This is a genomic window from Streptomyces sp. XH2, assembly GCF_049725035.1.
In the GTDB taxonomy this organism is placed as follows: domain Bacteria; phylum Actinomycetota; class Actinomycetes; order Streptomycetales; family Streptomycetaceae; genus Streptomyces; species Streptomyces roseoverticillatus.
Genome location: NZ_JBMMMZ010000003.1, coordinates 81,583 through 94,573 on the forward strand (window position 1 = coordinate 81,583; position 12,991 = coordinate 94,573).

The 12,991-nt window shown below is 69.3% G+C and carries 12 protein-coding genes; 6 read left to right on the forward strand and 6 right to left on the reverse strand.

Annotated features, from left to right (window positions below; all coding sequences use genetic code 11):
- Window positions 1-73: 73 nt before the first annotated feature.
- Together ACOTKD_RS07315 and ACOTKD_RS07320 are read right to left on the reverse strand one after the other, a co-directional pair.
- Window positions 74-1,156 (reverse strand): inositol-3-phosphate synthase, encoded by a 1,083-nt coding sequence (locus tag ACOTKD_RS07315; RefSeq protein ID WP_424888055.1) that lies wholly within the window; start codon window positions 1,154-1,156, stop codon window positions 74-76.
- A gap of 49 nt (window positions 1,157-1,205) precedes the next feature.
- Entirely contained in the window at window positions 1,206-1,793 is a 588-nt protein-coding gene (locus tag ACOTKD_RS07320) for a PadR family transcriptional regulator (protein WP_030366826.1), read from the reverse strand.
- Between the two features lie 412 nt (window positions 1,794-2,205).
- On the opposite strand from ACOTKD_RS07320, the gene ACOTKD_RS07325 reads away from it, so the two are divergent.
- Together ACOTKD_RS07325 and ACOTKD_RS07330 are read left to right on the forward strand one after the other, a co-directional pair.
- On the forward strand, window positions 2,206-4,815 hold the full coding sequence (locus ACOTKD_RS07325) for a transglycosylase domain-containing protein (protein ID WP_424888056.1): 2,610 nt from the start codon (window positions 2,206-2,208) through the stop codon (window positions 4,813-4,815).
- 131 nt (window positions 4,816-4,946) lie between these two features.
- Window positions 4,947-6,440, forward strand: coding sequence for a glycosyltransferase family 87 protein (locus ACOTKD_RS07330; RefSeq protein ID WP_424888057.1), 1,494 nt, complete (start codon window positions 4,947-4,949; stop codon window positions 6,438-6,440).
- Between the two features lie 41 nt (window positions 6,441-6,481).
- Here the strand turns inward: ACOTKD_RS07330 and ACOTKD_RS07335 are convergent, their stop codons facing one another.
- The 3 genes from ACOTKD_RS07335 to ACOTKD_RS07345 form a co-directional block, all read right to left on the reverse strand.
- The gene (locus ACOTKD_RS07335) at window positions 6,482-7,513 is read right to left on the reverse strand and encodes an alanine racemase (protein ID WP_424888058.1); all 1,032 of its coding nucleotides are present in this window, start codon (window positions 7,511-7,513) and stop codon (window positions 6,482-6,484) included.
- Between the two features lie 81 nt (window positions 7,514-7,594).
- Complete coding sequence (locus tag ACOTKD_RS07340; protein WP_424888059.1) at window positions 7,595-8,713, reverse strand: lipid II:glycine glycyltransferase FemX; 1,119 nt, start codon at window positions 8,711-8,713, stop codon at window positions 7,595-7,597.
- A 126-nt stretch (window positions 8,714-8,839) separates the two neighbouring features.
- On the reverse strand, window positions 8,840-9,169 hold the full coding sequence (locus ACOTKD_RS07345; protein ID WP_424888060.1) for a hypothetical protein: 330 nt from the start codon (window positions 9,167-9,169) through the stop codon (window positions 8,840-8,842).
- A gap of 281 nt (window positions 9,170-9,450) precedes the next feature.
- Here ACOTKD_RS07345 and rpsF point away from each other — a divergent pair, with 281 nt between their 5' ends.
- From rpsF to rplI, 4 genes are all read left to right on the forward strand, one after another.
- Complete coding sequence (gene rpsF / locus ACOTKD_RS07350; protein WP_030366820.1) at window positions 9,451-9,741, forward strand: 30S ribosomal protein S6; 291 nt, start codon at window positions 9,451-9,453, stop codon at window positions 9,739-9,741.
- Window positions 9,742-9,822: 81 nt separating this feature from the next.
- A complete protein-coding gene (locus ACOTKD_RS07355; RefSeq protein ID WP_106681031.1) occupies window positions 9,823-10,398 on the forward strand; it encodes a single-stranded DNA-binding protein in 576 nt (191 codons plus the stop codon).
- A gap of 44 nt (window positions 10,399-10,442) precedes the next feature.
- Entirely contained in the window at window positions 10,443-10,679 is a 237-nt protein-coding gene (rpsR, locus tag ACOTKD_RS07360) for a 30S ribosomal protein S18 (RefSeq protein ID WP_004950692.1), read from the forward strand.
- Window positions 10,680-10,697: 18 nt separating this feature from the next.
- The gene (gene rplI / locus ACOTKD_RS07365) at window positions 10,698-11,144 is read left to right on the forward strand and encodes a 50S ribosomal protein L9 (RefSeq protein WP_106681030.1); all 447 of its coding nucleotides are present in this window, start codon (window positions 10,698-10,700) and stop codon (window positions 11,142-11,144) included.
- 122 nt (window positions 11,145-11,266) lie between these two features.
- Here rplI and ACOTKD_RS07370 read toward each other — a convergent pair whose 3' ends face one another.
- On the reverse strand, window positions 11,267-12,604 hold the full coding sequence (locus ACOTKD_RS07370; protein ID WP_424888061.1) for an MATE family efflux transporter: 1,338 nt from the start codon (window positions 12,602-12,604) through the stop codon (window positions 11,267-11,269).
- Window positions 12,605-12,991 lie beyond the last annotated feature (387 nt).

Below are 12,991 nucleotides of genomic sequence, written 5' to 3' on the forward strand. Positions count from 1 at the left end.
ACACAACGCGCAGGTCCCCGGGCGGACAACCCGGGGACCTGCGCGAGGAGAGGGAACGGAAGGAGCGGAACGCTTAGCGCTCGACCTCGCCCTTGATGAACTTCTCGACGTTCTCGCGGGCCTCGTCGTCGAAGTACTGCACCGGCGGCGACTTCATGAAGTACGAGGAGGCGGAGAGGATCGGGCCGCCGATGCCGCGGTCCTTGGCGATCTTCGCGGCGCGGACGGCGTCGATGATGACACCGGCGGAGTTCGGGGAGTCCCAGACCTCGAGCTTGTACTCCAGGTTCAGCGGGACGTCGCCGAACGCGCGGCCCTCGAGGCGCACGTAGGCCCACTTGCGGTCGTCGAGCCAGGCCACGTAGTCGGACGGGCCGATGTGGACGTTCTTCTCGCCCAGCTCGCGGTCGGGGATCTGGGAGGTGACGGCCTGCGTCTTGGAGATCTTCTTCGACTCCAGGCGGTCGCGCTCCAGCATGTTCTTGAAGTCCATGTTGCCGCCGACGTTCAGCTGCATCGTGCGGTCCAGGATGACGCCCCGGTCCTCGAACAGCTTGGCCATCACACGGTGCGTGATGGTGGCGCCGACCTGCGACTTGATGTCGTCACCGACGATCGGCACACCGGCCTCGGTGAACTTGTCCGCCCACTCCTTGGTGCCGGCGATGAAGACCGGGAGGGCGTTGACGAAGGCGACCTTCGCGTCGATGGCGCACTGCGCGTAGAACTTGGCGGCGTCCTCGGAACCCACGGGGAGGTAGCACACCAGGACGTCGACCTGCTTGTCCTTGAGGACCTGGACGATGTCGACGGGGGCCTCGGCGGACTCCTCGATGGTCTCGCGGTAGTACTTGCCGAGTCCGTCGAGGGTGTGGCCGCGCTGGACGGTGACGCCGGACGCGGGCACGTCGCAGATCTTGATGGTGTTGTTCTCGCTGGCGCCGATGGCGTCCGCGAGGTCGAGGCCGACCTTCTTCGCGTCGACGTCGAAGGCGGCGACGAACTCGACGTCACGCACGTGGTAGTCGCCGAACTGCACGTGCATCAGACCCGGCACGCGGCCGTTCGGGTCGGCGTCCTTGTAGTACTCGACGCCCTGCACCAGCGAGGCGGCGCAGTTGCCCACGCCGACGATGGCTACGCGAACCGAACCCATTCCGGTTGCTCCCTGTTAGTACTCGACGAAGCCCTGCGGAGTGCAGGGCTCACTGGTCCGGACCGGTGCGCTTGTCACGCCCGGCCCGCTCGCTCTCGATCAGCTCGTTCAGCCAGCGGACCTCGCGCTCCACGGATTCCATGCCGTGTCGCTGAAGCTCGAGGGTGTAGTCGTCCAGCCGTTCCCGGGTGCGGGCCAGGGAGGCGCGCATCTTCTCCAGGCGCTCCTCCAGACGGCTGCGGCGGCCTTCCAGCACGCGCATCCGCACATCCCGCGAGGTCTGCCCGAAGAACGCGAAGCGGGCGGCGAAGTGCTCGTCCTCCCACGTGTCCGGACCCGTGTGGGCGAGGAGCTCCTCGAAGTGCTCCTTGCCCTCTGCCGTCAGGCGGTAGACGATCTTCGCTCGTCGTCCGGCCAGGGACGCCGCACGAGCGTCCTCCGGAGCACTCCCGGGCTCCTCGACCAGCCAGCCGTTCGCCACGAGGGCCTTCAGGCAGGGGTAGAGGGTGCCGTAGCTGAACGCACGGAACACCCCGAGCGAGGTGTTCAAGCGTTTCCGCAGCTCGTAGCCGTGCATCGGGGACTCGCGGAGCAGGCCGAGGACGGCGAACTCGAGGATGCCGGAGCGTCTGCTCATGTTTCGCCTCCTTGTCGCACACAGCCTAGTCCTTGTGATCCCTAGTCCCTTTTTGGTCCCTTTTGCCGACGACGAGCCGACCTTTATGCCGAGCTGATGTATCGACTCGATACATCCAGACGATAGAGCGGCCACCTGCATGCGACAAGAGGGGGCACGGTGAACGAGGTCACATCACCGATTCGTGGGACACAACCTGCCTGAATTGGAGTGAACATCCGGAGTCGACGCGTTTTGGCCGTGCGTAGTCTGTGCGCCATGCAGACCTACGGGAACCGAGTGACGACGACAGGCGTCCTCGTCCCGTATGCAATGCGCCCGGTTGCCTCAGGCAGCCGTCCGGCGCATCGGGGGGAACGCAAGCCACCTGCCGCTTCCAGGCGATAGTGCCTGCCCGAGGAGTAGTCGTTCGATGAGCGAGCACCGCCGCAAGCCGCCGCAGCCTCAGGGTGGCGGACGAGCCGCGGCCAGGCGCGCGGCACAGCAGCCGGTACCCGGCCGCCGTTCCGCGCCAACCAGCAGTTCCGCCGCGGGGTCCGGCCGCGGCGAGTCCGACCGGCACGGCAGCCGGGCAGACGCCCGCCGTGCGAGCCAGCGCGGCCCGGCGGCCGGCGGCCGCAGACGCGGCGCCGATCCGGGCGCGGGCGGCCGCGGCCGCCCGGGGAAGAAGCGCTTCATCGACTATCCCCGGGCGGGGAAACAGGGCTTCAAGCGCTGGCTCCCCTCCTGGCGGCTCGTCCTGGGCGCCGCCTTCACCTTCATCGTGCTGATCCTGGGCACCGTCGGCATCGCCCTGGCCGTGGTGCAGGTGCCGTCCGCCCAGAAGACCGCCCAGGTGCAGAAGAACGTCTACTACTGGTCCGACGGCAAGCAGATGGTGGTCGCGGGAGGCGGTGCGCTCAACCGCCAGATCGTGCCGATCTCCAAGATCCCGCTGTCGATGCAGCGGGCCGTGATCTCGGCCGAGAACGCCAGCTTCTACAAGGACTGGGGCGTCGACCCCATGGGCATCCTGCGCGCCGTCGTCAAGATGGCGCAGGGCGGTGAGACCCAGAGTGGTTCGACCATCACGCAGCAGTTCGTGAAGAACACCTACCTGAGCCAGGAACAGACGCTCAAGCGCAAGGCCACCGAGCTGCTGATCTCCATAAAGGTGGGCGCCACCAAGGACAAGGACGACATCCTCGCCGGCTACCTCAACACCGCCTACTACGGGCGGGGGGCCTACGGGATCCAGGCCGCGGCACGGGCCTACTACGACAAGGACGCCAAGGACCTCACGCCGAGCGAGGGCGCCTTCCTCGCCGCCACGCTCAACGGCCCCAACCTCTACGACCCGTACGGCGGCCAGGGCCCGGCGGCGACCGCGGAGAAGAACACCAAGCGCGCCACCGACCGCTGGAAGTGGACCCTGGACCGCGAGGTCGAGACGGGCAACCTGGAGGAGGCCGAGCACGACAAGTGGGTCGCCAAGGGCTTCCCCACCCCCCAGAAGCCCAAGCCCGCGACGAACCGGGCCGGCCAGATCGGCTACCTCACCGACCTCGCCGACAACTACGTCGTCGCCCATTCCGGCATCAGCAAGACCCAACTGGACCGCGGCGGCTACCAGATCTACACGACCTTCGACCGGCAGAAGGTCGAGACCCTCTCCAAGGCGGTCGAAGAGGTCCGCAAGGCGAACATCAAGCCGGACGTGCGCGAGCGCGACAAGTTCGTGCAGTTCGGCGGGGCGTCGGTCGACCCCAAGACCGGAAAGATCGTCGCCATCTACGGCGGCGAGAACGCCCTGGAGCACTACACCAACAACGCCGACTACACCGGTGTGCAGGTGGGCTCCACGTTCAAGCCCTTCGTCCTCGCGGCGGCCATGACGCACGGCAAGCGCAATCCGGCCCTCGGCGAGACGCAGAGCGACAGCCAGCGCACGCTGGTCTCCCCCGAGAGCATCTACAACGGCAACAACAAGGTGACGCTCCGGAAGTACAACGGCCAGGTCTGGCACGACAACGACGGCAGCGAGTGGCACCAGAAGAACGACGGTGAAGAGGACAAGGGCCCCGTCACCCTGCGCACCGCCATGCAGTTCTCGGTGAACACCCCCTTCATCCAGCTCGGCATGGACGTCGGTACGGACCTGGTCAAGGAGGCCGCCCTGCGGGCCGGTCTGGACAAGGACCAGCTCGCCGCCGCCACGCCCACCTTCTCGCTCGGCACATCGGCGCCCAGCGCGATCCGGCTGGCGGGCGCGTACGCCACCTTCGCCGCCAGCGGCAAGCAGATCGACCCGTACTCCGTCGAGAAGGTCGAGCAGGACGGCAAGCCCGTCTTCACGCACGAGCTCAAGTCCGACACGGCCTTCTCGCCGAACGTGGCGAACAACGTCACCGACGTGCTCAAGACCGTCGTCGAGGAGGGCACGGGCACGTCCGCGAAGCTGGCGGGCGGCCGCCCGGCCGCGGGCAAGACCGGTACGACGGACGAGAACCGCTCCGCCTGGTTCGCCGGCTACACCCCCCAGCTGTCCACGGCGATCGGCATGTACCGGGTCGACCCCAACGCCAAGAAGCAGGAGTTCCTCTCCATGCGCGGCGTGGGCGGCAAGGAGAGCATCCACGGTGCGTCGTTCCCGGCGGAGATCTGGGCCGACTACATGAACGCCGCGCTCAAGGGCCAGCCGATCGAGCAGTTCGAGCCGGCGCAGCCGCTCGGCGAGAAGATCTACGGGGACGGCGCCAGCCCCTCCCCCAGCGCCGTGCCCTCCGCGCCCCCGTCCGCGGCGCCGTCCACCACTCCGTCCGGCACCCCGTCGAAGCCCGCCTCGCCGAGTCCGTCGGCGAGCCGCTCCTGCTCGATCTTCGACTTCAAGTGCAAGCGCGGCGGTGGCGGCAACGGCGGCGGCAGCAGCGGCGGCCCGGGCGGCAGTGGCAGCACGGGCGGCGATCCCGGCACCTCGCCGTCGCCCGAACCCAGCCGGCGCCCTGGCGGCGGCGGTGGTCTCTTCGGAGGCATGAACGGCTGACCAGCGCCGATCCGCCCGGAGCTGACTGTTCCGGCAACTGCTTCGAGGGCCGTCCCGCGTTCGCGTGAGACGGCCCTCGGCGTTATCCACAGGCTCCGGCGGCCCACAGGCTCTTACGGCAGGATGGCCCCATGAGGAGCGCGCGGGACGATGACCGACAGGTGCGGCCCACCGACGAGGACGAGGTGGCCGCCGCAGGCAGCGAGCTCATCGGCGGGCCGGCGGGCAAGCGGGCACTGCCCGGTGCGGGGTGGTGGACGCCGGTCCGGGTGATCGTGCTGGTGGCGATCGGGATGTTCGCCCTGGGCATGGTCCAGAAGCTGCCCTGCTACGAGTACGGGTGGTTCTTCGGCGCCACCACGCAGTACACCCACGCCTGCTACTCCGACATCCCGCACCTCTACAGCGGCCGTGGCTTCGACGCGGGCCTGATCCCGTACTTCGACCGCATCCCGCAGGCCCTCTCCGGCGGCATGGACTATCTGGAATATCCGGTCCTCACCGGCCTGTTCATGCAGATCGCCGCCTGGCTCACCCCCGGCGGCGGCACCATCCAGCACCGCGAGCAGGTCAACTGGCTGGTCAACTCCGGGATGCTGATGGCCTGCACGGCCGTGATCGCGCTCTGCTCGGCCCGCACGCACCGGCGCCGGCCCTGGGACGCCCTGCTGATCGCGCTCGCCCCCGCCTTCGCCCTGACGGCCACCGTCAACTGGGACCTGTTCGCCGTCGCCCTCACCGCCGGCGCGATGCTGATGTGGTCGCGCGGCAGGACGGCGCTCGCGGGCGTCCTCATCGGCCTGGCAGCCGCCGCGAAGCTCTATCCGCTGCTGCTGCTCGGGCCGCTGTTCGTGCTGTGCCTGCGCGCCGGGCGCATGCGGGCCTTCGCGGTGAGCACCGCCGCCGCGGTCGCCGCCTGGCTCGTGGTGAACCTGCCGGTGATGCTCATGCACGACGCCGCGGGCTTCCACATCCGGGAGGGCTGGGCGAAGTTCTACACGTTCAGCCAGGAGCGGCCGATCGACTTCGGCTCGATCTGGCTGCTGATCTCCCAGCGCACGGGCAATCCCCTGGAGGACGCCAACACGTACGTGAGCCTGCTGATGGTCCTGGGCTGCCTGGCCCTCGTGGCCCTCGGCCTCTACGCACCGAGGCGCCCGCGCTTCGCCCAGCTGTCCTTCCTGGTGGTGGCCCTGTTCATCCTCACCAACAAGGTCTACTCACCGCAGTACGTGCTGTGGCTCATCCCGCTCGCCGTGCTGGCGCGGCCCAAGTGGCGTGACTTCCTGATCTGGCAGGCCTGCGAGGTGCTCTACTTCCTGGGCATCTGGTCGTACCTCGCCTACACGGGCAGCGGCGACAAGCACCAGGGCCTGCCCACGGAGGGCTATCAACTGGCCATCGCCCTGCACCTGCTGGGCACGCTCTACCTCTGCGCGGTCGTCGTGCGCGACATCCTCATGCCCGAGCGGGACGTCGTCCGCCGCGACGGTTCCGACGACCCCTCGGGCGGCGTCCTCGACGGCGCCCCGGACGTGGTCGCCCTCGGCTCCGCGCACCGGCCGCGGTGTGCGGAGCGCTCCGACGTCACGAGCGTCCAGTGGGGATCCGGAAGCCGCCCGTAGGGGCCGGACAGGGGCTTCCCCCCGTCCGGTTACTTGCCGACTTACTTGTCGACGATCCGGTCGAACGTGGTGGTGGTGTGCCGCAGCTGGGCCTTCAGCTCGTCGCCGACCCGCGGGGTCCTCGCGTCGCTCGGCACGAAGAGGATCGACACCTGCATGTGCGGGGGCTCCGCGAACCAGAGCTGCTTGTTGTCCCAGTAGAAGGGCGACTGGTTGCGGTTCATGGTCGCGAGGCCCGCGCGGGCGACGCCCTTGGCGCGCGGCATCATGCCGTGCAGCGCCTTCGGCGCCTCCAGGCCCACGCCGTGCGAGGTGCCGCCCGCCACGACGACGAGGTGGCCGTCACCGCCGGTCTTCTGCTGGCGGTAGCCGAAGCGGTCGCCCTTGGACACGGCCGTCACGTCCAGGACAGCGCCCGTGTAGTGGGTGGCGCCGTGGTCGCCGAGCCACAGCCGGGTGCCGATGCGGGCCCGGAAGCGGGTCTGCGGGTACCGCTGCTGCAGCTGCGCGAGCTCCTCGGCCTTCAGGTGGCTGACGAACATGGTGTGCAGCGGCAGGCGCTCCCGGCCCAGCCGGTCCATCCACGCGGCCACCTCCTGGACGGCGTCGGAGCCGTCCGTGCGGTCCAGCGGCAGGTGGATGGCGAAGCCCTCCAGGCGCACGTCCTCGATGGCGGCGTGCAGCTTGGGCAGGTCCTCCTCGCTGATGCCGTGCCGCTTCATAGAGCTCATGACCTCGACGACGACACGGGCGCCGACCAGGCCGCGCACGCCCTCGACCGAGGAGACGGAGCGGATGGCCCGGTCCGGCAGCGGCACCGGCTCCTCGCCCGGCCGGAAGGGGGTGAGCACCAGCAGGTCACCGCTGAAGAAGTCCTTGATCTTGGCCGCTTCGTAGGTGGTGCCGACGGCCAGGATGTCCGAGCCGAAGCGGGCGGCCTCGTCGGCCAGCCGCTCGTGGCCGAAGCCGTAGCCATTGCCCTTGCACACCGGGACGATGCCCGGGAACTGCTGGACGACGGTCTGCTGGTGCGCCCGCCAGCGCGCGGTTTCGACGTGGAGCGTGAGCGCCATGGCCGGTCCGGAACCTTTCCCTGTGCCTGCTGGATGCTGTGCGTGCTGAGTGTCCGGGGCCGTGGGGCCCCGGAGAGGACGTCAGCGGCGCGACATGTACATGTCGAGGGCCTTGTGGAGCAGCTTGTTGAGCGGGAAGTCCCACTCGCCCAGGTACTCCGCGGCCTCGCCGCCCGTGCCGACCTTGAACTGGATGAGGCCGAAGAGGTGGTCGCTCTCGTCCAGGGAGTCGCCGATGCCGCGCAGGTCGTAGACGCTGGCGCCCAGGGCGTAGGCGTCGCGGAGCATCCGCCACTGCATGGCGTTGGAGGGCCGGACCTCGCGCTTGTGGTTGGCGGAGGCGCCGTAGGAGTACCAGACGTGCCCGCCCACGATCAGCATCGTGGCCGCGGCGACGGCCTCGCCCTCGTGCACCGCGAAGTACAGCCGCATGCGGTTGGGGTCCTCGGTGTTGAGGGTCGTCCACATGCGCTGGAAGTAGCTCAGCGGGCGCGGGCGGAACTTGTCGCGCTCGGCGGTGATCTCGTACAGGTGCTGCCAGGTGGGCAGGTCCTCGTAGCCGCCCTGGACCACCTCGACGCCGGCCTTCTCGGCCTTCTTGATGTTGCGGCGCCACAGCTGGTTGAAGTTCTTGTGGACGTCCTCGAGCGAGCGGTTCGCCAGGGGCACCTGGAAGACGTACCGCGGCTGGACGTCACCGAAGCCGGCGCCGCCGTCCTCGCCCTGCTGCCAGCCCATCCGGCGCAGCTGGTCGGCGACCTCGAAGGCGCGCGGCTCGATGAAGGTGGCCTCGACGTCGCGCAGGCGCTTGACGTCCGGGTCGGAGATGCCGCCCTTGATGGCGCCCGCGTCCCAGCGGCGGATGACCACCGGCGGGCCCATCTTCACGGAGAAGGCGCCCTGCTGCTTGAGGTGGGCGAGCATCGGCTCGAGCCAGTCCTTGAGGTTCGGCGCGAACCAGTTGATGACCGGGCCCTCGGGCAGGTAGGCGAGGTAGCGCTTGATCTTGGGCAGCTGGCGGTAGAGCACCAGGCCCGCGCCCACGATCTGGCCGTTCCGGTCGAACCAGCCCAGGCTCTCCGAGCGCCACTCCGCCTTGACATCGGCCCACGCCGGCACCTGCATGTGACTGGCCGCGGGCAGGCTCTGGATGTAAGCCAGATGCTGCTCTCGGCTGATTGTCCTCAGGGTCAGGCTCATGCGGGGCGCTCCTCGGCAGGTGTGTCCCCAGGGTCGGGGCTCCGGCTCTCGCGCCGAAGCCTACTGCGACAGGGACGCACACCGTTGGGGCGCCCGTTCGGGTGTACGGCCGGGCGGGCCTCCGCGCTATCCGATGAGCCCCCCGAAGAGACCCCCGTGGGCCATGCCGAGGAAGAAGCCGAAGGCGGCCGCGCCCAGCCCGATGATCAGCAGGAAGCGCTCGCCCGTCGTGGCCGAGATGTACTGGCCGTACGCACCCGTGAGGATGCCCGCCAGCCCGCTCCACGAGCTCAGCAGATGAAGGTTGTTGAAGGCCGAGGAAACGAAGGCCAGCAGTCCGAGCACCACCGTCACGGCGACGAAGGTGTTCTCGAGGGGATGCGGCTTGCCGTCGCTGTTGAGCACCGCACCGATCAGCGTGCGGGGGCCGCGGGGCTGGCGTACTGCCTCTGTCATGGGGGCTACCTCCTCCTGAAGGCGACCGGCGCATTGTTGCGCCCGTCACACCCGGTCCGTCCAGATTGCGGGCCCGGACGGCTGGATTTCAACCGGAAGCCGGAGTGCGGGTACTCTGTACGGTCTGCACCGGTGTCTGCCCTGAACCAGCTTCGGTCCTCGGGGGCAACCCAGGGACTTTCCGCTGATTGTCAGTGTCTGCCGATACCGTTGTTCACGCATCACGACCCTCCTGCCACGGAACGACCGTGGCCGCTGAGTCCAAAGGAGGTGGGTTCCACATGCGTCACTACGAGGTGATGGTCATCCTCGACCCCGATCTCGAGGAGCGCGCTGTCTCCCCGCTGATCGAGAACTTCCTCTCCGTCGTCCGTGAGGGCAACGGAAAGGTCGAGAAGGTCGACACCTGGGGCCGTCGTCGTCTCGCGTACGAGATCAAGAAGAAGCCCGAGGGCATCTACTCGGTCATCGACCTGCAGGCCACGCCTGCGGTCGTCAAGGAGCTCGACCGCCAGATGAACCTGAACGAGTCGGTCCTCCGGACCAAGGTCCTCCGTCCCGAGACCCACTGAACCCCAGCGGTTCAGAGGTAATCGGGCTGTAGCTCAACGAGCAGCAAGCAGCCAGCAGCACACCCGCCGAGAGGTTCATCCATGGCAGGCGAGACCGTCATCACGGTCGTCGGCAATCTCGTCGACGACCCCGAGCTGCGCTTCACCCCGTCCGGTGCGGCGGTCGCGAAGTTCCGCGTCGCGTCCACTCCCCGCACCTTCGACCGCCAGACCAACGAGTGGAAGGACGGCGAGAGCCTCTTCCTCACGTGCTCGGTGTGGCGGCAGGCGGCGGAGAACGTCGCCGAGTCGCTCCAGCGCGGCATGCGCGTCATCGTGCAGGGCCGTCTGAAGCAGCGGTCCTACGAGGACCGCGAGGGCGTCAAGCGCACGGTCTACGAGCTCGACGTCGAAGAGGTCGGCGCCAGCCTGAAGAACGCCACGGCGAAGGTCACCAAGACCGCGGGTCGCGGTGGCCAGGGTGGCTACGGCGGTGGCCAGCAGCAGGGCGGCTGGGGCGGTGGCCCCGGCGGTCAGCAGCAGCAGGGCGGCGGCGCTCCCGCCGACGACCCCTGGGCCACCAGCGCGCCGTCCGGCGGCCAGCAGGGCGGCGGCGGAGGCGGCTGGGGCGGCGGCTCCGGCAACTCCGGCGGCTACTCGGACGAGCCGCCCTTCTAAGGGCGAGCAGCACACAAACTTCTTGATCACACAGGAGAGAGACAATGGCGAAGCCCCCGCCGCGCAAGCCTAAGAAGAAGGTCTGCGCTTTCTGCAAGGACAAGACCGCTTACGTGGACTACAAGGACACGAACATGCTGCGGAAGTTCATTTCCGACCGCGGCAAGATCCGTGCCCGTCGCGTGACCGGCAACTGCACCCAGCACCAGCGTGACGTCGCCACGGCCGTGAAGAACAGCCGTGAGATGGCGCTGCTGCCCTACACCTCGTCCGCGCGATAAGGGAAGGGTGACCAACTAATGAAGATCATCCTCACCCACGAGGTCTCCGGCCTCGGCACCGCCGGTGACGTCGTCGACGTCAAGGACGGCTACGCCCGCAACTACCTGGTCCCGCGCGGTTTCGCGATCCGCTGGACCAAGGGTGGCGAGCAGGACGTCGCTCAGATCCGCCGCGCTCGCAAGATCCGCGAGATCGCCACGATCGAGCAGGCCAACGAGGTCAAGGGTCAGCTGGAGGGCCTCAAGGTCCGCCTGGCCACCCGCTCCGGCGAGGCCGGCCGCCTGTTCGGCTCCGTGACCCAGGCCGACGTCGCTGCCGCGATCAAGGCTGCCGGTGGCCCGGACGTCGACAAGCGCCGCGTCGAGGTGGGCTCGCCCATCAAGACCCTGGGCGCCCACCAGGTCTCCGTGCGTCTGCACGCCGACGTCGTTGCCAAGCTCGGCATCGAGGTCGTCGCTGCCTGATCACCCACCAGTGATCGGTAGAGCCTGAAGGAGGGCCGTACCCCTGCGGGGGTACGGCCCTCCTGCTGTTCTGCGCTGTGGGCGCCCGGCTTCCGCCGGTACGTTTCTCCGGCTGTGTTTCTTCAGCGGGTCGCCCCGGTGACTATCCAGCGCCCCGACCGCGCCCGGAGCCATACGGTGACCATCCGGACCGTCATCATCAGCGTCATCGCCCACCACAGGGCCGTCACGCCGCCGCCGAGCTCGGGGACGAGCAGGGCGGCGGGGGCGAAGGCGGCGAGCACCAGGACCATGGCCCAGGCCAGGTAGGTGCCGTCCCCGGCCCCCATCAGCACCCCGTCCAGGACGAAGACCACCCCGGCGACGGGCTGGGACAGGGCGACCACCAGCAGGGCCGGCAGCAGGGCGTCCCGGACCGTGCCGTCGGAGGTGAAGAGCGGGATGAACAGCGGTCGCGCCGCCACCACCAGCACCCCCAGCACCGCGCCGGAGACGATGCCCCACTGCACCATGCGCCGGCAGGCCGCCCGCGCCCCGTCCGCGTCCCCCGCGCCCAGGTAGCGCCCGATGATCGCCTGGCCGGCGATGGCTATGGCGTCGAGGGCGAAGGCCAGCAGGCTCCACAGGCTGAGCACGATCTGGTGGGCGGCGATCTGGGTGTCGCCGAGCCGGGCCGCGACGGCCGTGGCGATCACGAGGACCGCGCGCAGCGAGAGCGTGCGGACGAGCAGCGGGACGCCGGCCCGGGCGCAGGCCCGGATGCCCGCGGCGTCGGGCCGCAGGGAGGCGTCGTGGCGGCGGGCGCCCCGGAGGACCACGGCGAGGTAGACGGCGGTCATGGCCCACTGGGCGATGACCGTGCCCCAGGCGGAGCCGGCGATGCCGAGGTCCGTGCCGTAGACGAGGCCGGCGTTGAGGGCGCCGTTGAGGGCGAAGCCGCCCACGGCCACGTAGAGCGGCGTGCGCGTGTCCTGCAGGCCGCGCAGGACGCCGGTGGCGGCGAGGACGATCAGCATGGCCGGCACGCCGAGCGAGCTGATCCGCAGGTAGTCCGTGGCGTGCGGGGCGGCGGTCGGGGAGGCGCCGAGGAGGTCGACGACCGCGGGGGCGGTGGGCAGGACGGCTGCCACGAGGGCCGCGCCGAGGAGTGCGGCGAGCCAGATGCCGTCCATGCCCTGGCGTATCGCGCCCTTGAGGTCGCCCGCGCCCACGCGCCGGGAGACGGCCGCGGTGGTGGCGTAGGCGAGGAAGACGAAGACGCCGGCGGCGGTGGTGAGCAGGGCCGCGGCGATGCCGAGCCCGGCGAGCTCGGGCGTGCCGAGGTGGCCGACGATGGCGCTGTCGGCCATGACGAAGAGGGGCTCCGCGACGAGGGCGCCGAAGGCGGGCACGGCCAGCGAGAGGATCTCGCGGTCGTGCCGGCGGGCGGTGCGCGGCGGACGCGCGGGAGCCTGGGTCATGTCCCCAACCTAATCTTCCACAGGTAATCGGTGCAACTGGATCTGGACCCTTACATTGTGCTGCTCGGTCCGATCTTCTCTGCGCCGTTTGTCGCGATCTCCGGCGGCGAGGGAAAGTTTTTCTCCTCAACAGCCGGTGGATGGTGAAGCTGCAGGTCAGAGGCTTGCGGCAAGAGGGGCTGTGGGTTTGTCCACAGCGGTTTCCCCCGCCCCGTACACAGGATCCACGGAGTTCTCCACAGGATGGGGCCCGTCATCCACACGGCCTGTGGATAACCAGATTGGCTGACGGTGCCCGCGGGCCTACCGTGGACCGGCGGCCGCCGCCTGTTCCCGGAGCCCGAAGGGCCCGACGGACCTGACGGGACCGCCCTGAACTCGACGCGC